This is a genomic window from Pseudomonas sp. GV071, from assembly GCF_003050835.1.
Classification (GTDB): Bacteria; Pseudomonadota; Gammaproteobacteria; order Pseudomonadales; family Pseudomonadaceae; genus Aquipseudomonas.
On the sequence record NZ_QAOJ01000017.1, the window covers coordinates 33,211 to 51,666 of the forward strand.

The window sequence follows — 18,456 nt, forward strand, 5'->3', positions numbered from 1 at the left end:
CCCGTTAAATTTGAGGAGCCACCCCGTGAACCATTTGGTCCTTACCGTGATTGCCGAAGACCAGCCTGGCCTGGTGGAAAAGATCGCCAGCTGCATCTCCACCCACGGTGGCAACTGGCTGGAAAGCCGCATGTCGCGCATGGCAGGGCAATTTGCCGGGATTCTCAAAGTCAGCGTGCCGGCTGAAGCCCACGCCGAACTGGTGGCCTCGTTGCAAGCCTTGAACGATCAGGGCATTCGCGTGCTGTTGGCGGAAAGCGGCATTGAGCCGGCCTGCACCTGGAAACCGATTCTGCTCGACCTGGTGGGCAACGACCGTCCGGGCATCGTGCGCGATATCACCCGGGTGCTCAGCGAGCTGGAAGTGAACGTCGAAAGCCTGGAAACCGACGTGATGCCGGCACCGATGAGCAGCGAGCCGCTGTTCCATGCCGAGGCGGTGCTGGCGGTGCCGCTGACGTTGTCCCTCGACGTACTGCAAGCACGCCTCGAGACGTTGGCAGATGACCTGATGGTTGAATTAGTTCTGCGCAGCGAGCAGTAGTTTATTGCGCTGCAAACTGCGCCAGGCATCCACGCTATAGATCGCCAACGCCGCCCAGATAAAGGCGAAGGCGGTCAGGGTGCTGGTGCTCAAATGCTCGCCAAACAGCAGCACGGCCTGCAGCAGCACGAGGGTCGGCGCCACGTACTGTAAAAAGCCCAAAGCGGCGTAGGGTAGGTGCCGCGCGGCAGCGTTGAAACACAGCAGCGGCACCAGCGTTACCGGTCCGGCGGCGGCCACCCACAGCCACTGGGTGCTGCTCCAGAACTCAGGCTGGCGGCTCATCGAGTCTGGGTTGAGCAACAGCCAGCCGATGGCGAACGGCACCAACATCCAGGTTTCCACCACCAACCCCGGTAGCGCGGCCACTGGCGCCTGCTTGCGGATCAGGCCGTAGAAGGCGAACGACAGCGCCAGCATCAGCGAGATCCACGGCACATGCCCGGCCAGCCACAATTGCTGCGCCACGCCGATGCTGGCCAAGGTCACCGCCAGCCATTGCAGGCGGCGCAAGCGTTCGCCCAATAACAGCATGCCCAGCAGCACGTTGATCAGCGGGTTGATGTAGTAGCCAAGGCTGGCGTCGAGCATGTGGCCGTTGTTCACCGCCCACACGTAGGTCAGCCAGTTGACGGCAATCAGTGCGCCGCTGGCCACCAGCACGCCGAAACGGCGGGGGTTGCTGCGCAAGTCGGCCAGCCAGCGCGGGTGCTTCCACACCAACAGCAGCAGGGCGCCGAACAGCGCCGACCAGAGCACGCGGTGGACGATGATTTCCACCGCCGGCACGTTGGCGATGGCTTTGAAGTACAGCGGGAACAAGCCCCAGATGATGTACGCGGAAATACCGAGCAGATACCCGCGACGCGGGTTGGCGGCTTGCATGGGGACACCTCGACTGACTGGCCGGCCATTCTAGGGCCAGCCGCTCAGCGGCTCCAGGCGCGTGTCGCGGTTCTGTTCAAAACAGTCGCAGCGGCTCTTCCTGCAGGGCCGACAGCTGCTCGCGCAAGATCAGAATCTGCTCACCCCAGTAACGCTCGGTGCCAAACCAGGGGAAGCTCATGGGGAACGCCGGGTCGTCCCAGCGCCGTGCCAGCCAGGCGCTGTAGTGCATCAGGCGCAAGGTGCGCAGGGCTTCGATCAGCGGCAGTTGGCGCGGGTTGAAGTCGTGGAATTCCTGGTAGCCGTCGACCAGTTCGGCGAGTTGGCCCAGGCGTTCCTGGCGGTCGCCGGCCAGCATCATCCACAAATCCTGCACGGCCGGGCCCATGCGGCAGTCGTCGAGGTCGACGATATGGAACACCTCGTCGCGGCACATCATGTTGCCGGGATGGCAGTCACCGTGCATGCGGATGGCCTGGTAGGGAGTGGCGGCGTAGAGGTCTTCGACCCGTTTCAACGCATCGCGGGCCACCGACTCATAAGCCGGCAGCAGGCTTTTGGGAATGAAGTTGCCTTCCAGCAGGGTGGTCAGCGAGTCGCGGCCGAACGTCTGTACATCCAGCTCGCCACGGTGCGCAAACGGCTTGCTGGCGCCGACGCCGTGCAAGCGGCCCAGCAGTTGGCCGAGGCGATAGAGCTGGTCAAGGTTGCCGGGCTCGGGCGCGCGACCGCCACGGCGGGGAAACAGGGTGAAGCGAAAACCTTGGTGTTCGAATAGGGTTTTGCCGTTGTGCAGCAGCGGCGCCACTACCGGCACCTCGCAGTCGGCAAGTTCTGCGGTAAAGCTGTGTTCTTCGAGAATGGCCGCATCGGTCCAGCGCGCGGGGCGGTAGAACTTGGCAATCAGCGGCTGGCCTTCATCGATACCCACCTGGTACACGCGGTTTTCGTAGCTGTTGAGCGCCATTACGCGGGCGTCGCTGAGAAACCCGATGCTTTCGACGGCATCGAGAACCAGGTCGGGCGTGAGTTCGGCAAATGGGTGGCTCATGGGGCATTCCAGGCGGCGTGGGGCGCCAGTGTACGCCCAGTGGCTGGGCGACGGTGCCACTCACGGTGTTTCGCCGGGTTTCGGTGTGCGCGCCAGGCAATACACGTCAACCCGCCGGGCGCCGGCTTGTTTCAGCTGGCGCGCCAGGCTGTTGGCGGTGGCGCCGGTGGTGAGCACGTCGTCGACCAGCGCCAGGTGGCGGCCCTTTACCCGTGCGGGCTCGGTGAGGCTGAAGGCATTGCGCAGATTGCGCTGGCGGGCAGCGGCGTCAAGGTCTTGCTGGGCGTTGGTTTCTCGTTCGCGGCGCAGCAGGTGAGCATTCACCTCCAGTTGCAACGGTGTACCTAGCCAGTCGGCGAGCATGCCGGCCTGGTTGAAGCCGCGCTGGCGCAAGCGCTGTTTGCCCAGCGGTACTGGCACCAGCAGGTCCGGGCGCGGCAGGCCCTGAGCGAAGGCGTTTAGCAGATGGTGTGACAAAAGCTCCCCCAGCAGACGTCCCACTGGCCACTTGCCGTGGTGCTTGAATCGGGTAATCAGCTCGTCGACGGGAAAGCCGTAGTGCCAGGGCACCACTACCTGATCGAAATAGGGCCGCTGTTTCTGGCATTCACCGCAGATCTGCCCGAGCGCCGGTAACGGCAAAGCGCAGATATGGCAGTGTGCGTCCAGCCATGGCAACTCGGTTTCACAGGGGCTGCAGATGGCGTAGGGATAATTGCCGCGCTGATCGCACAACAAACACAATTGTTTAATATTTAACCAGTTGTAAACCTGCTTCCATCGATCAGGTTGACAGCGCATTTCGCTTCCTTAACTATGCCGAACATCCATACCGCGCTTGTGGGCTTTACGGTTTACGCCCCGCGCACGACTACAAGAAGGATTGCCAGATGAGCGCCACCACCACACCTAACCTGCGTCACGATTGGTCCCTTGCTGAGGTTAAGGCGCTTTTTCAACAGCCTTTCAACGACCTGTTGTTCCAGGCCCAGACCGTGCACCGCGCGCATTTCGATGCCAACCGCGTACAGGTCTCGACCCTGCTGTCGATCAAAACCGGCGCCTGCCCGGAAGACTGCAAGTACTGCCCGCAATCCGGCCACTACAACACCGGCCTGGATAAGCAAAAACTGATGGAAGTGCAGAAGGTTCTCGAGGCAGCGGCGGAAGCCAAGGCCATCGGTTCCACTCGCTTCTGCATGGGCGCGGCGTGGAAACACCCCTCTGCCAAAGACATGCCCTACGTGCTGCAGATGGTCAAAGGCGTGAAGGCCCTGGGCCTGGAAACCTGCATGACCCTCGGCAAGCTGGATAAAGAGCAGACCAGCGCCCTGGCTGAAGCCGGCCTGGATTACTACAACCACAACCTCGACACCTCGCCGGAGTTCTACGGCAGCATCATCACCACCCGCACCTACGGCGAGCGTCTGCAAACCCTCGCCTATGTGCGCGATGCGGGCATGAAGATCTGTTCCGGCGGCATCCTCGGCATGGGCGAGTCGCTGGACGACCGCGCCGGCCTGTTGATTCAGTTGGCCAACCTGCCGGAGCACCCGGAGTCGGTGCCGATCAACATGCTGGTGAAAGTGCAGGGCACTCCGTTGGCTAACGCCGAAGACGTCGACCCCTTCGACTTCATCCGCATGCTCGCCGTGGCGCGCATTCTGATGCCGCAATCGCACGTGCGCCTGTCCGCTGGCCGCGAAGCCATGAACGAACAGATGCAAGCCCTGGCCTTCTTCGCTGGCGCCAACTCGATTTTCTACGGCGAAAAACTGCTGACCACCGCCAACCCGCAGGCGGACAAGGACATGCTGTTGTTCAGCCGCCTGGGGATCAAACCCGAAGAGCGCGAAGAGCATGCCGACGAAGTGCACCAGGCCGCCATCGAGCAAGCACTGATCGAGCAGAAGAGCAGCGAACTGTTCTACGACGCGGCCTCGGCCTGATCGTCCTTTCCCGCGCCGCCTGGCTTGCTCCGGGCGGCGCGTTTTAATGCCGAGCTTTGATCTGCCATGAGCTTCGATCTCTCCGCCCGCCTGGCCGCGCGCCGCGCCGACAACCTCTATCGCCAACGCCCGCTGCTGGAAACCCCGCAGGGTCCCACCGTGGTGGTCGACGGAAAACCCTTGTTGGCCTTCTGCAATAACGACTACCTGGGCCTGGCCAACCACCCCGAAGTGATTGCCGCCTGGCAAGCCGGCGCCCAGCGCTGGGGCGTGGGCGGCGGCGCCTCGCACCTGGTGATTGGCCACAGCACGCCGCACCACGAGCTGGAAGAAGCCCTGGCCGACCTCACCGGCCGGCCGCGGGCACTGCTGTTTTCCACCGGTTATATGGCCAACCTCGGCGCCGTCACGGCGCTGGTGGGGCAGGGCGATACGGTGTTGGAAGACCGGCTTAATCACGCGTCCTTGCTGGATGCCGGACTGCTCAGCGGCGCGCGGTTTTCCCGCTATCTGCATAACGATGCCGATAGTTTGTGTATGCGTATCGCCCGCTCTTCTAAAAAAGAGCCTGAGGGCAACACGCTGGTGGTCACCGACGGGGTATTCAGCATGGACGGCGATCTGGCCGACCTGCCGACCCTGGCGAAAACCTGCAAAGCGGCTGGCGCCTGGCTGATGGTTGACGACGCCCATGGCTTCGGCCCGCTGGGCGCCAACGGCGGCGGCATCGTCGAGCACTACGGCCTGAGCATGGACGACGTGCCGGTGCTGGTCGGCACCCTGGGCAAAGCCTTTGGCACGGCCGGCGCCTTTGTTGCCGGCAGCGAAGAGTTGATCGAAACCCTGGTGCAGTTCGCCCGGCCCTACATCTACACCACCAGCCAGCCACCGGCGCTGGCCTGCGCCACCCTGCAAAGCCTCAAGTTGCTGCGCACTGAGCAATGGCGGCGCGATCACCTGAATAGCCTGATTCAGCAATTTCGCAGGGGCGCCGAAGCCATCGGCCTGCAGCTGATGGACAGCTTTACGCCGATTCAGCCGATTCTGATTGGCGACGCCGGTCGCGCCGTGCGCCTGTCGCAGATGTTGCGTGAGCGCGGCTTGATGGTCACTGCCATTCGCCCACCGACCGTACCGCCGGGCAGTGCGCGATTGCGGGTGACGCTGTCGGCCGCCCACAGCGAAGCGCAGGTGCAGCAGTTGCTCAACGCGCTGGCTGATTGCTGGCCGTTGTTGGAGCCGGCCGATGCGTAATCGTCTTGTCTTGCTGCCGGGCTGGGGCCTGGGCAGTGCACCGCTGGAACCACTGGCCGCGGCCTTGCGCGGCTTGGATGAGCGCCTGCGGGTGCAGATCGAGCCATTGCCGTCAGTGGACTCCAGCGACCCCGCCGACTGGCTGGATGAGCTGGACGCCAACCTGCCGCAAGACTGCTGGCTAGGTGGCTGGTCGCTGGGCGGCATGCTCGCGGCCGAGCTGGCGGCGCGACGTGCTGACCGCTGCTGCGGCCTGGTGACCCTGGCCAGCAACAGCAACTTTGTCGCCAGCAGCCTGTGGCCGCAGGCGATGCCGGCGGATGACTTCGCCAGCTTTCTGCAGGGCTGTGCGGAAAACCCGGACACCACCCTGAAACGCTTCAGCCTGCTCTGCGCCCAAGGCGGGCAAGAGTCGCGCAGCTTGGCTCGGCAACTCGCCGCTGGTGCGCCCCGAAGCGTCCCTGCTGAATTGCTGCAGGGGCTGCAGGTGCTGGCCGCGCTGGATACCCGTGGCGCATTGCAGGCCTTCAGCGGTCCGCAGTTGCATCTGTTTGCCGCGGGCGATGCGCTGGTGCCCGCCGAGGCCGCCGGTGCGCTGTTGGAATTGCTCGGCGATGTCGAAGTGGGCTTGATCGAGCAGGCCAGCCACGCCTTTGTGCTGGAGCGCCCCCATGAAGTGGCGGCGGCGATCCAGGGTTTTTTGCATGAGTCCGGCGATGACTGAATTTTCCCAAGGCAGCTTGCCGGACAAACGTCAGGTGGCCGCATCGTTTTCCCGCGCCGCCGCCAGCTATGACAGCGTGGCGGAGCTGCAACGCGCGGTTGGCAGTCGCCTGCTGGAGCAGGTGCCGGCCAGCGTTGTTGCCGCTGATTGGCTGGATATCGGCTGCGGCACTGGCTATTTCACCCGCGCCCTCGGTGAGCGTTTCGCCGCCGCATCGGGCATGGCCCTGGATATCGCCGAAGGCATGCTGCAACACGCGCGGCCATTGGGCGGCGCCACACACTTTATTGCTGGCGACGCCGAGCGCTTGCCGCTGCGCGATGCCAGCCGTGACCTGCTGTTTTCCAGCCTGGCGGTGCAATGGTGCGGCGATTTTGCTGCCGTGCTCAGCGAAGCCCAGCGCGTGCTGCGCCCGGGCGGCGTGCTGGCGTTCAGCAGTCTGTGCGTCGGTACCTTGCAGGAGCTGCGCGACAGCTGGCAGGCGGTGGACGGCCATGTGCACGTCAACCGCTTCCGTCAGTTCACTGATTACCAACAACTGTGCGCCGCCAGCGGTTTGCAGGTGCTGAACCTGCAGGTGCAGCCCCATGCGCTGTATTACCCCGACGTGCGCAGCCTGACCCACGAACTCAAGGCCTTGGGCGCGCATAACCTCAACCCGGGGCGGCCAGGCGGCTTGACGGGTCGTGCGCGAATTCTGGCGCTGATCGACGCCTACGAACGCTTCCGCCAACCCCAGGGCCTGCCGGCGACCTACCAGGTGCTGTACGCCGTACTGCAAAAAGAAGGTTGATATGAGCGCTGCATTTTTTATTGCTGGCACCGACACCGAGGTCGGCAAAACCACGGTCGCCGCCGGCCTGTTGTGCGCGGCCCGGCGTCAGGGCCTGAGCACGGCCGCCTGTAAGCCGGTGGCGTCCGGCAGCGAAGAAACCGCCGAGGGCCTGCGCAACAGCGATGCCGTGGCGCTGCTCGGGCAGTGTTCGCTGCCGTTGAGTTATGCCGAGGTCAACCCGCTGGCCTTCGCCCCGGCCATTGCTCCGCACCTGGCGGCGCGCGAGGCGGGTGTCGAGCTGACAGCGGCTGCGTTGCTGGCGCCGGTTCGTCATGTGTTGGCGCAGGGCGCCGATTTCACCGTGGTCGAAGGGGCGGGTGGTTGGCGAGTGCCGTTGGCGGCGGGCGGTTATCTGTCGGACTTGCCGGTGACGCTGGGTTTGCCGGTGATTCTGGTGGTGGGCGTGCGTCTGGGCTGTATCAATCACGCGGTGCTGAGCGCTGAGGCCATTGCGCGCGATGGCCTGCAGTTGGTCGGCTGGGTGGCCAATATCGTCGACCCGGGCACTTCGCGCCTGGAGGACAACCTCGTCACGTTGACCGAGTTGTTACCCGCACCGTGCCTGGGTCGCATACCGCGCCTGGGCGATGCCAGTCCTGAGGCGGTCGCTGATCATCTGCAGCTTTCTCACCTGCAGCTATAAACAGTGGCGAACCGATAGCCTTTTGTTTGTACGTTTTTTGATCGCGATCTGCTTAAATTGGCGTCAGAAATTTCTCTTTAATGAGGTTGGCGATGGAAATCTCGGGTAGTGCATTCAGCTCCGGGTTAAGCGGCGTGCAATCTGGCCAGCGCCGGATTGATCAGGCGGCGTCCGATATCGCGAGTAATTCGGTTAGTCGCAACTCCGATGCGGCCAGTACCGCTGACAATCTGGTGCAACTGAGCGTCGGCAAAACCGAAGCCCAGGCCGGCGCCAAAGTGATCGAAACCAGTGATGAGGTGCTCGGCACCTTGATCGATATTCGCGCCTGATCCGGCGCGTTTGCCCGGTTGTTCGGGCCTGTTTACCAAGGGCGCGTCGAGGTGCCCATGCAAATCGGCAGTGCTGCAACGCATCCCTTCTCCACGCCGGCCTTGCTTCCTGCGAGCTTGCGTACGCCTGCCACTCGTGACGCTGTTCCCCCTGTTACTGCGATTGAAGCCACCCCTGATGCGACGGTGACCCTATCTGCGGACGGCACGCGCCTGGCCGCGGAGGACAAGGACGCCACGGGCGCCGACAGCGAGCAAGGGTCGACAGCGCAATCTGATGAAACAAATCCCCGCCAAGCGCAATTGGACCGGCAGAAGATCGCCGAACTCTCCGGCCGCGACGCCGACGTGCGCTCCCACGAAGCCGCCCATGCCTCGGTAGGCGGCGCGTATGCCGGCTCGCCGAGCTACACCATGCAGCGCGGGCCGGATGGGAAGTCCTATGCCATTGGCGGCGAAGTCGGCATCGATGTCAGCGCCGTGCCGAATGACCCGGCCGCCACCATCAGCAAGATGGAAGTGGTGATGCGTGCCGCCCTGGCACCCGCCGACCCCTCCGGGCAAGACCTGCGTGTCGCCGCCGAGGCGCAGGGCCTGGCCTCCGCGGCGCGTGCCGAGCTGGCGCAGGAACGGCGCAACGAGCGGGTCGAACAAGCCGAAGAAAAACGCGCGGAGAAAGACCAGGACGACCCCGCTGCCGACAACGGTGCGGCAAGCGCCGACACTTCCGCTCCACTTCAGGTGTACCAGAGCATCGCCACCCCGCTGGACAGCACGCCGCAAATAGTCGCTATCGCTTAGCGCTGTAGGACGGATGCTTGACAAGGTTTCGGCGTAAACGTATGTTTCAAACGCCTGTTTGATTGCTGGGCTGAATCCTGGCCGCCGGGCAATCGAGAAAGATCTCGCACAAGACCGCCAAGCCGGTCTCCACATCGTAGAGGTTACCGCTATGCCTGATTACAAGGCCCCCTTGCGTGATATTCGTTTCGTACGTGACGAGTTGCTCGGCTACGAAGCGCACTATCAGAGCCTGCCGGCTTGCGCAGATGCTACCCCGGACATGGTCGACGCCATTCTCGAAGAAGGCGCCAAGTTTTGTGAGCAAGTGCTGTCGCCGCTGAACCGCGTTGGCGACCTGGAAGGCTGCACCTGGAGCGAGTCCGGGGTTAAAACCCCGACTGGTTTCAAAGAAGCCTACAAACAGTACGTTGAAGGCGGCTGGCCAAGCCTGTCGCACGACGTTGACCACGGTGGCCAAGGCCTGCCGGAATCCCTGGGCCTGGTGCTCAGCGAAATGGTCGGCAGCTCGAACTGGTCGTGGGGCATGTACCCAGGCCTGTCGCACGGTGCGATGAACACCATCTCCGAGCACGGCACCCCGGAACAACAGCACACCTACCTGACCAAACTGGTATCGGGCGAGTGGACTGGCACCATGTGCCTGACCGAACCGCACTGCGGTACCGACCTGGGCATGCTGCGTACCAAAGCTGAACCGCAAGCGGACGGCTCGTACAAAGTTTCCGGCACCAAGATCTTCATTTCCGCTGGCGAACACGACATGGCCGATAACATCGTCCACATCGTTCTGGCTCGCCTGCCGGACGCCCCTCAGGGCACCAAAGGTATTTCGCTGTTCATCGTGCCGAAGTTCAACGTGAACGAAGACGGCAGCGTCGGTTCGCGTAACGCCGTGTCCTGTGGCTCGCTCGAGCACAAGATGGGTATCCACGGTAACGCCACCTGCGTAATGAACTTCGACGGCGCCACCGGCTTCCTGATCGGCCCAGCGAACAAAGGCCTGAACTGCATGTTCACCTTTATGAACACCGCTCGCCTGGGTACCGCGCTGCAAGGTCTGGCGCACGCTGAAATCGGCTTCCAGGGCGGCCTGAAATACGCCCGTGAACGTCTGCAGATGCGCTCCCTGACTGGCCCGAAAGCGCCGGACAAAGCCGCTGACCCGATCATCGTGCACCCCGACGTACGTCGCATGCTGCTGACCATGAAAGCGTTCGCCGAAGGCAACCGCGCAATGGTCTACTTCACCGCTCAACAAGTGGATATCGTCAAGTACAGCCAAGACGAAGAAGCCAAGAAGAAGGCCGACGCACTGCTGGCCTTCCTCACGCCGATCGCCAAAGCGTTCATGACCGAAGTCGGCTTCGAAGCTGCCAACCACGGCGTACAAATCTATGGCGGCCACGGCTTCATCGCCGAGTGGGGCATGGAGCAGAACGTTCGCGACAGCCGTATTTCCATGCTGTACGAAGGCACCACCGGTATTCAGGCCCTCGACCTGTTGGGTCGTAAAGTCCTGCAAACCCAAGGCGAAGCACTGAAAAGCTTCACCAAGATCGTGCACAAGTTCCTGCAAGCCAACGAAGGTAACGAAGCAATCGCCGAGTTCACCGCGCCGCTGGCCAAGCTGAACAAAGAGTGGGGCGAGCTGACCATGAAGGTCGGTATGGCGGCCATGAAGGACCGCGAAGAAGTCGGTGCCGCTTCGGTCGACTACCTGATGTACTCCGGCTACACCTGCCTGGCGTACTTCTGGGCTGACATCGCTCGTCTGGCCGCTGAGAAATTGGCTGCCGGCACCAACGAAGAAGCCTTCTACAAAGCCAAGCTGGCAACCGCGCGCTTCTACTTCCAGCGTATTCTGCCGCGTACCCGTACGCACGTAGAAGCCATGCTGTCGGGCGCCAACAACCTGATGGAACTGGCAGAAGAAGACTTCTCCCTGGGCTACTAAGTTGTAGCTGCTCCACCGGTTGAAAAGAACCGCTCGCCCCTAAAGGCGGGCGGTTTTTTTATGCCCGGGTTTCTCTGTTCCTACAGCAAGATGTTTCGCTCTCTAATAGAGGAAATTGCGACAGGAAACGGTGCCGAACGCGCAAGAAATAGGCAAAATGCCAGCCGTTCGCTGCCTTCTTCTGGCGGCCCGTGGAACACGCCCCCGTGCATCGCCTGAAAGCCGTTCGACTCAGCCATTTTTTACCCTCCTTGCTGTTGCTGGTAACAGGGATGGTGGCTGCCAGCTTGACGCAGCTGAATGAGTTCTTCACCTCGCTGTTCAATGTGCTGCCAACCTTGCTGCTGATTCTCGGCGGCGCCTTCTGCCTGATCTATTCCCGCCAGCGCGAGCTGTTCCTGCTGGTGGTGGTGTACTGCGCCTACTTCCTGCTCGATACCCAGGTCGACTTCTTTCGAACCACCGGCAAAGCCCGCTCCGACACCGCGCTGGTATTCCACCTGTGCAGCCTGCTGCTGCCGCTGCTGTATGGCATCTACGCCGCGTGGGTCGAGCGCACCCACCTGGTCCGCGACCTAGTGGCCCGCTCGGCGGTGTTGCTGGCGGTTGGCGCGGTGGTGATCGGCCTGGCGCAGCGCTACCCCGAAGGCATGCTCGAATGGCTGGCGCAGATCCGCTGGCCGTCGCTGCACGCCGACTGGATGAGCATGGTGCAGCTGGCCTACCCGCTGTTCCTGCTGGCCTTTATCGGCCTGATCGCGCAATACATTTATAAGCCGCGGCCGCTGCATGCGGCGCAGTTGGTCGGTTTGCTCGGCCTGTGCTGGATGTTGCCCAAGACCTTCCTGCTGCCCCACGGCCTGAACGTGATGAGCAGCCAGGTGATGCTGATTCTCGCCGTGGCAGTGGCGCATGAGGCCTATCAGATGGCCTTTCGCGATGAGCTCACCGGCCTGCCCGGTCGCCGCGCGCTCAATGAACGGCTGCCGCGTCTGGGCCGCAACTATGTGATCGCCATGGCTGACGTCGACCACTTCAAGAAATTCAACGACACCCACGGCCACGACGTGGGCGACCAGGTGCTGCGTGTGGTCGCCAGCCAGTTGCGCAAGATCGGCGGTGGCGGCAAGGCCTATCGTTATGGCGGAGAGGAATTCACCCTGGTGTTCTCCGGCAAGACTCTGGAAGAGTGCAAACCGCACCTGGAAGCAGTGCGCCAATTGGTGGAAACCTACGTGATCCAATTGCGCGACAAGGGCAGCCGTCCGCAGAACGACACCAAGGGTAAACAACGCCGCGGCGCCGCAGCGGCCACCAGTGTGTCGGTGACCGTGAGCATCGGCGTGGCGGAAAAGGAAAGCGACCAGCGCACCCCTGAAGAGGTGATCAAAGCCGCTGACCGCGCGCTTTACGCGGCCAAGGCCGCTGGGCGCAACTGCGTCGTTCAGCATGGCCAGAACCGCCGCGGGGCGGTACGGGTGGCCGCCAGCAAAGCCCCGGCCGCCTGAAGCGCCCGGTACGCTTATAGGCGCGCATTCAGCGCGCACACGGTGATTGTCCCAGGCACGGGGCCGGCAGTAGTTTGTCGGCCTCGATGACGCTTACCGCGTCCCTGCCAAGGAGAATCTCCATGCCCGAATACAAGGCTCCCCTGCGCGACATGCGCTTTCTGGTCGACGAAGTTTTCGACTTCCACGCTGGCTATGCAGCCATGGGCGCAGTCGACGCCTCGCCGGACATGGTCAATGCCATCCTTGAGGAAGGTTCGAAGTTCTGCGAGCAGGTCATCGCCCCGCTGAACCGCTCCGGTGACGAAGAGGAATGCCACTTCGACAACGGCGTGGTCACCACACCGAAAGGTTTCAAGGAAGCCTTCCAACAGTTCGCCGAAGGCGGCTGGATGAGCCTGTCGGTCGACCCGAACTACGGTGGCCAGGGCCTGCCGCACTCATTGGGCTTGTTGTTCAGCGAAATGATCGGCTCCAGCAACTACGCCTGGGGCATGTACCCGGGCCTGACCCAGGGCGCCATGGCGGCCATCTACGCCCACGGCACCGAAGAGCAGAAGCAGGCCTACCTGACGCGCATGACCGCCGCCAGCTGGACCGGCACCATGTGCCTCACCGAAGCCCACTGCGGCACTGACCTGGGCCTGATCAAAACCCGCGCCGTGCCTCAGGCGGATGGCAGCTACGCGCTGACCGGGAGCAAGATTTTCATCTCCTCCGGTGAGCACGATATGAGCGACAACATCGTCCACCTGGTACTGGCCAAACTGCCGGACGCACCAGCGGGCACCAAAGGCATCTCGCTGTTTATCGTGCCCAAATTCATTCCCGGCGCTGACGGTGAAGCCGGCGAGCGCAACGCCGTGAGCTGTGGCTCCATCGAACACAAGATGGGTATCAAGGGCTCGGCCACCTGCGTAATCAACTTCGATAACGCCAAGGGCTTCCTGATTGGTGAGCTGAACAAAGGCCTCAACTGCATGTTCACCATGATGAACCATGCGCGGTTGGGCACCGGTATGCAGGGCCTTTGCCTGGGCGAAACCAGCTACCAGGGCGCACTCAAATACGCCACCGAGCGCCTGCAAATGCGTTCGCTGACCGGCGCCAAGGCCCCGGAAAAATCCGCTGACCCGATCATCGTCCACCCGGACGTACGGCGCATGCTGTTGACCATGAAAGCCTTCAACGAAGGCAACCGCGCGCTGTCGTACTTCTGCGCCCAGTTGCTCGACCAACTGCACGCCGACACCGCCGAACAGCGCCAGCAAGCCGAAGACCTGCTGGCCTTCCTCACGCCGATCTGCAAAGCCTTTATGACCGAGACCGGCCTTGAGGTGACCAACCACGGTATGCAGGTGTTTGGTGGCCACGGCTTTATCCGCGAGTGGGGCATGGAGCAATTGGTGCGCGACTGCCGCATTGCCCTGCTGTACGAGGGCACCAACGGCATTCAGGCCCTCGACCTGCTCGGCCGTAAGGTGCTCGGCAGCCAAGGCAAACTGCTGCGCGGCTTTACCAAGCTGGTGCACAAGTTCTGCGAAGCCAACGCCGCGCATCCGCAGCTGCAAGGGCCGTTCGCCCAGCTGGCGAGCTTGAATAAAGAGTGGGGCGAGTTGACCACCAAGGTCGGCATGGCCGCGATGAAAAACCCCGACGAAGTGGGCGCTGCAGCGACCGACTACCTGATGTTCTCCGGCTATGTGGTGCTGGCCTACTTCTGGCTGCGCATGGCAGTGGTTGCCCAGGAAAAACTTGACGCCGGCAGCGGCGATGCCGCGTTCTACCAAGCCAAGCTGGCCACTGCTGACTTCTACTTCAAACGCCTGCTGCCGCGCACCCTGGTGCACCGTGCCGGCGTGGAAGCGGGCAGCGAAAGCCTGATGCAACTGAGCGCCGAGCAGTTCGCCGGTTAAGCGCCTAGGCTGAACAGGAGCCCGCCCATGTGGCGAGCTTTTTGTTTTCTGCAGCGATGAAATACTCAAGACCGATGCTGATTAAGCTCCCCTTGCCCGCTTGCGGGAGAGGGGACCGACCGCGCTACGGTCATGACTGTGGCGCGACCTATCGGTCGCACCATGACCCTATGTGTCTGAAAAGTTGTTCGGTTAAACTCCGACCCCTGCCCCATACCGGCCGCTGGGCCGTATCGTTGGATCGTTCGAGGATCGTCACATGGCCGACTACAAAGCTCCCCTGCGCGATATGCGCTTTGTCCTCAATGAAGTATTTGAGGTCTCCAAACTCTGGCAGCAGCTGCCTGCGCTGGCAGAAACCGTCGATGCCGACACCGCCGAGGCGATCCTCGAAGAAGCCGGCAAGGTCACTGCCAAAACCATCGCCCCGCTGAACCGCAGCGGCGACGAAGAAGGCTGCCGCTGGAACAACACCGTGGTCAACACCCCGGCTGGCTTCCCGGAAGCCTACAAGATTTACGGTGAAGGCGGCTGGGTTGGCGTCGGTGGCGACCCTACCTACGGCGGCATGGGCATGCCCAAGGTGCTCGGCGCGCAAGTTGAGGAAATGCTCAACGCCGCCAACCTGTCGTTCGGTCTGTACCCGATGCTGACCGCCGGCGCTTGCCTGTCGATCAACGCCCACGCCAGCGCCGAGCTGAAAGAAACCTACCTGCCGAACATGTATGCCGGCGTCTGGGCAGGCTCCATGTGCCTGACCGAACCGCATTCGGGTACTGACCTGGGCATCATCCGCACCAAGGCCGAGCCGCAGGCTGATGGCTCGTTCAAAGTCACCGGCACCAAGATCTTCATCACCGGCGGCGAGCACGACCTCACCGAAAACATCATCCACCTGGTACTGGCCAAACTGCCGGACGCCCCAGCGGGCTCCAAAGGCATTTCGCTGTTCCTGGTACCGAAGTTCATGGTCAATGCCGACGGCAGCCTGGGCGAGCGCAACACCGTTACCTGCGGCTCCATCGAACACAAGATGGGTATCCAGGGTTCGGCTACCTGCGTGATGAACTTCGACGGCGCCACCGGCTACATCATCGACGGCCCGAACAAAGGCCTGGCCGCGATGTTCACCATGATGAACTACGAGCGTCTGGGCGTGGGTATCCAGGGCCTGGCCGCAGGCGAACGCTCCTACCAGAGCGCGGTGGAATATGCCCGTGACCGTCTGCAAAGCCGCGCGCCAACCGGCCCGGTAGCCAAAGACAAAGTCGCCGACCCGATCATCGTGCACCCGGACGTGCGCCGCATGCTGCTGACCATGAAGGCCAGCAACGAAGGTGGCCGTGCGTTCTCCAGCTACGTGGCGATGCAGCTCGACACCGCCAAGTTCAGCGAAGACGCCACTACCCGCAAACGCGCGGAGGAGCTGGTTGCCTTGCTGACCCCGATCGCCAAAGCCTTCCTCACCGACCTCGGTCTGGAAACCACCGTGCACGGCCAGCAGATCTTCGGCGGCCACGGCTTTATCCGTGAGTGGGGCCAGGAGCAACTGGTACGTGACGTGCGCATCACCCAGATCTACGAAGGCACTAACGGCATCCAGGCCCTCGACCTGGTCGGCCGCAAGATCGTCGGCAGCGGCGGTGCGTTCTACAAGCACTTCGCCGATGAGATCAAAGCCTTCACCGGCAGCGCCGACGCCTCGCTGGCCGAGTTCGTCGAGCCGTTGAAAGCCGCCGTCGCCAACCTTGACGACCTGACCGCCTGGGTGCTGGAAAGCGCCAAGGGCAACCCGAATGAAATCGGCGCGGCCTCGGTGGAATACCTGCACGTGTTCGGTTACACCGCCTATGCCTACATGTGGGCACTGATGGCGCGTGCGGCACTGGGCAAGGAAGGTCAGGACGAGTTCTACGCCAGCAAACTGGGCACCGCGCGTTTCTACTTCGCCCGCCTGCTGCCGCGTATCCACTCCCTGACTGCTTCGGTGAAAGCCGGTAGCGAGTCGCTGTTCCTGCTCGACGCTTCGCAGTTCTGATGACGTTTCAGCGCTAACAAAAAGCCCCGCCGATGCGGGGCTTTTTGTTGCAGGTGTCGTTTGCAGGTCGGGCCAATCGCGGCTGAAGCCGCTCCTACGGATTGTGGATCTCGTAGGAGCGGCTTCAGCCGCGATTGCCTTTACTCCTGTGTCAACTGATCCGCTGCCGCCGGCGCATCGATATACCGATTGCGGGTGCCTTGCAGTGCTTCAATCTGGTCGTTGCGGGCTTTTTCCTCGGCGTCTGGCGGATCGATCTGGTTCCACTTCTTGTACATCTGCAGCTGGCCAACAATGGGAAGGCCGTATTCGCTGCGCATGTAAAAAATCGCCCGGGCGACGTTGCCCTTGGCCGAGTCCGGTGGCTCGATCAACTGGAAGCTGGCTTTGAGCTGGCAACCAATGTCACTGAACTTGCTCGACACCCCCTCGCCCAACTCGCCGAATTGCGCGTTTCGCCGCGCCAGTTCCACCAGGCTGAGGGCCGGGTAGAGGTTGTGCAGGTCGCTCAACATAAAGGGGTACTGCGGGTTGGCAGTGGTGCATTGCTCGTCGGTGACGCAGCGCAGCGCCGATTTGATCTGCTTGACCGTGTACACCAGGCTGGCCGTGACCTGGCCGCGCTCACCGGTAAATGGCTTGGCGCAATACAGGGTTGTGCCACCTTTGGCGTAGAGCTGTTTCCAGAAGAATTGGTCGACCGCGACCTTGGGATCGGAGAGTTGATTCTGGCCGCCAGCGAAGGCGGTGGAACAAGCGCAAAACGTTAAACCAACGAAGGCAACTGCTACTGCGCGCATGAGACGAAACCCCAGGGAACTGCTGTATCGGCGTTGTTATAGTTTTGTTGTTTTGTAGGACAAAGCGAGTCTAACAAGAGCCCTGTCACAAAATAAAGCCGGCCTAAGGCATGGTTTACAACGGTGTAAGCCAAAACTTACAAAGCGTGCTGCTAATCGCCGCTACCGCCTGTCACAGAGCGTCGTTAATCTCCTGCCCATGGACGTTGCGCAGGAAGCGCCTAGGAACGAATAGGGATACGCTGGATTTCCATCAGGACGATGGACGATTACGGACGTCAGGACACAGTCTGCAAAGCCCCGCCTCGGCGGGGTTTTCTTTTTTCAGGCAGACCAAAAAAACACCGACTTTGTGTCGGTGTTTTTGTTTGTGCGGATTCTGTTACGCCGCCTCGATGGCCGCCTGATTGTCGCGCCGGTTCTTGTGCACCGTGGCGGCAACCACCAGCAGCAGAAGGATTGCCGCGAGTACCGCTGACGAGCCGATGGTGCCGAAATCCAGGCCGCCTTTTTCGTGTGGCTTGGTTAGCACGTCACCCAGGGTGGCGCCGAACGGGCGGGTCAGCACGAAGGCCAGCCAGAACAGCAGCACCGACGAGATGCGGGTGTAGAAGTGCAGCAGCACGACCACCGCGATGGTGCTGCCAATCAGCAGCGCGCCACCGGCAAAACCCAGGCCCGAGTCGTCGGCCAGGTAATCGCCCAGCGCCGTGCCCAGGGTGTTGGAGAACAGAATCGCGATCCAGTAGAACAGCTCGCCCTTGAAGGTGCGCACGTGGTTCACCGACAGCGAGCCTTCGCTCCAGCGCCAGACGGCCAGGGTGACCAGCAAAATAGTGATCAGCAGCGCCGAGCCGGTGGCGTAACCCAGGCCCAGGGTGCGGTCCATAAAGTCCGACATGGTGGTGCCGGCGGTGCTGGTGGAGAGAATCACGATCCAGTACAGCATCGGGTTGTAGGTTTTGGCTTTGAGTTGGGTGATCAGGGTGATCAGAAACACGCTGATCAGAATCAGTGAGCTGATGGCGTAGCCAACATTGAGGGTCATCGACAGCAAGTCCCCGGCGGTTTCGCCGAGGGTGGTTGCGCAAATTTTCATCACCCAGAAGGCCAGGGTGATCTGTGGAAGTTTATTCATCGGCGTGCATTCCTGAGGCGGAGTAGATGGCGTGATGGCTGTGCACGCCGGACGACATCCTGGCCTGCCAAGAGTCGTTAC

Annotated in this window: 18 protein-coding genes; 12 read left to right on the top strand and 6 right to left on the bottom strand. The window is 62.2% G+C overall.

The window, feature by feature from the left end:
• Positions 1 to 25 precede the first annotated feature (25 nt).
• The gene (locus C8K61_RS24635) at positions 26 to 544 is read left to right on the top strand and encodes a glycine cleavage system protein R (protein WP_108099197.1); all 519 of its coding nucleotides are present in this window, start codon (positions 26 to 28) and stop codon (positions 542 to 544) included.
• Here C8K61_RS24635 and rarD read toward each other — a convergent pair.
• The 3 genes from rarD to C8K61_RS24650 form a co-directional block, all read right to left on the bottom strand.
• The gene (gene rarD, locus C8K61_RS24640; RefSeq protein WP_108099199.1) at positions 521 to 1,429 is read right to left on the bottom strand and encodes an EamA family transporter RarD; all 909 of its coding nucleotides are present in this window, start codon (positions 1,427 to 1,429) and stop codon (positions 521 to 523) included. The genes C8K61_RS24635 and rarD overlap by 24 nt on opposite strands.
• Positions 1,430 to 1,505: 76 nt before the next feature.
• Entirely contained in the window at positions 1,506 to 2,480 is a 975-nt protein-coding gene (locus C8K61_RS24645) for a serine/threonine protein kinase (protein ID WP_108099201.1), read from the bottom strand.
• A gap of 60 nt (positions 2,481 to 2,540) precedes the next feature.
• Positions 2,541 to 3,281 (bottom strand): ComF family protein, encoded by a 741-nt coding sequence (locus C8K61_RS24650; protein WP_108099204.1) that lies wholly within the window; start codon positions 3,279 to 3,281, stop codon positions 2,541 to 2,543.
• A gap of 89 nt (positions 3,282 to 3,370) precedes the next feature.
• Between C8K61_RS24650 and bioB the strand changes: the two genes are divergently transcribed.
• From bioB to C8K61_RS24690, 8 genes are all read left to right on the top strand, one after another.
• Entirely contained in the window at positions 3,371 to 4,429 is a 1,059-nt protein-coding gene (gene bioB, locus C8K61_RS24655) for a biotin synthase BioB (RefSeq protein WP_108099207.1), read from the top strand.
• 66 nt (positions 4,430 to 4,495) lie between these two features.
• Positions 4,496 to 5,683 (top strand): 8-amino-7-oxononanoate synthase, encoded by a 1,188-nt coding sequence (gene bioF, locus C8K61_RS24660; protein WP_108099209.1) that lies wholly within the window; start codon positions 4,496 to 4,498, stop codon positions 5,681 to 5,683.
• Positions 5,676 to 6,407, top strand: coding sequence for an alpha/beta fold hydrolase (locus tag C8K61_RS24665; RefSeq protein WP_108099211.1), 732 nt, complete (start codon positions 5,676 to 5,678; stop codon positions 6,405 to 6,407). Before bioF ends, C8K61_RS24665 begins: the two co-directional genes overlap by 8 nt.
• On the top strand, positions 6,400 to 7,200 hold the full coding sequence (bioC, locus tag C8K61_RS24670; RefSeq protein ID WP_108099213.1) for a malonyl-ACP O-methyltransferase BioC: 801 nt from the start codon (positions 6,400 to 6,402) through the stop codon (positions 7,198 to 7,200). Before C8K61_RS24665 ends, bioC begins: the two co-directional genes overlap by 8 nt.
• Before the next feature lies 1 nt (position 7,201).
• Positions 7,202 to 7,885, top strand: coding sequence for a dethiobiotin synthase (bioD, locus tag C8K61_RS24675; RefSeq protein WP_108099215.1), 684 nt, complete (start codon positions 7,202 to 7,204; stop codon positions 7,883 to 7,885).
• A gap of 92 nt (positions 7,886 to 7,977) precedes the next feature.
• Positions 7,978 to 8,217, top strand: a complete 240-nt coding sequence (locus tag C8K61_RS24680; RefSeq protein ID WP_108099217.1) for a hypothetical protein — start codon at positions 7,978 to 7,980, stop codon at positions 8,215 to 8,217.
• 186 nt (positions 8,218 to 8,403) lie between these two features.
• Entirely contained in the window at positions 8,404 to 9,018 is a 615-nt protein-coding gene (locus tag C8K61_RS24685) for a putative metalloprotease CJM1_0395 family protein (RefSeq protein ID WP_218277842.1), read from the top strand.
• A 151-nt stretch (positions 9,019 to 9,169) separates the two neighbouring features.
• On the top strand, positions 9,170 to 10,975 hold the full coding sequence (locus C8K61_RS24690; RefSeq protein ID WP_108099221.1) for a phenylacyl-CoA dehydrogenase: 1,806 nt from the start codon (positions 9,170 to 9,172) through the stop codon (positions 10,973 to 10,975).
• 80 nt (positions 10,976 to 11,055) lie between these two features.
• Here C8K61_RS24690 and C8K61_RS26865 read toward each other — a convergent pair whose 3' ends face one another.
• On the bottom strand, positions 11,056 to 11,214 hold the full coding sequence (locus C8K61_RS26865; RefSeq protein WP_178086507.1) for a hypothetical protein: 159 nt from the start codon (positions 11,212 to 11,214) through the stop codon (positions 11,056 to 11,058).
• Here C8K61_RS26865 and C8K61_RS24695 point away from each other — a divergent pair.
• The 3 genes from C8K61_RS24695 (at position 11,182) to C8K61_RS24705 (ending at position 16,437) form a co-directional block, all read left to right on the top strand.
• Complete coding sequence (locus C8K61_RS24695) at positions 11,182 to 12,483, top strand: diguanylate cyclase (protein WP_108099223.1); 1,302 nt, start codon at positions 11,182 to 11,184, stop codon at positions 12,481 to 12,483. The two genes, C8K61_RS26865 and C8K61_RS24695, sit on opposite strands and share 33 nt — an antisense overlap.
• 122 nt (positions 12,484 to 12,605) lie before the next feature.
• Positions 12,606 to 14,399 (top strand): acyl-CoA dehydrogenase C-terminal domain-containing protein, encoded by a 1,794-nt coding sequence (locus tag C8K61_RS24700; RefSeq protein ID WP_108099225.1) that lies wholly within the window; start codon positions 12,606 to 12,608, stop codon positions 14,397 to 14,399.
• Between the two features lie 259 nt (positions 14,400 to 14,658).
• Entirely contained in the window at positions 14,659 to 16,437 is a 1,779-nt protein-coding gene (locus C8K61_RS24705; protein WP_108099227.1) for an acyl-CoA dehydrogenase C-terminal domain-containing protein, read from the top strand.
• Positions 16,438 to 16,577: 140 nt separating this feature from the next.
• Here C8K61_RS24705 and C8K61_RS24710 read toward each other — a convergent pair whose 3' ends face one another.
• The gene (locus tag C8K61_RS24710; protein ID WP_108099229.1) at positions 16,578 to 17,237 is read right to left on the bottom strand and encodes an endonuclease; all 660 of its coding nucleotides are present in this window, start codon (positions 17,235 to 17,237) and stop codon (positions 16,578 to 16,580) included.
• Positions 17,238 to 17,619: 382 nt separating this feature from the next.
• The gene (locus C8K61_RS24715) at positions 17,620 to 18,375 is read right to left on the bottom strand and encodes a hypothetical protein (RefSeq protein ID WP_108099231.1); all 756 of its coding nucleotides are present in this window, start codon (positions 18,373 to 18,375) and stop codon (positions 17,620 to 17,622) included.
• Positions 18,376 to 18,456: the final 81 nt, after the last annotated feature.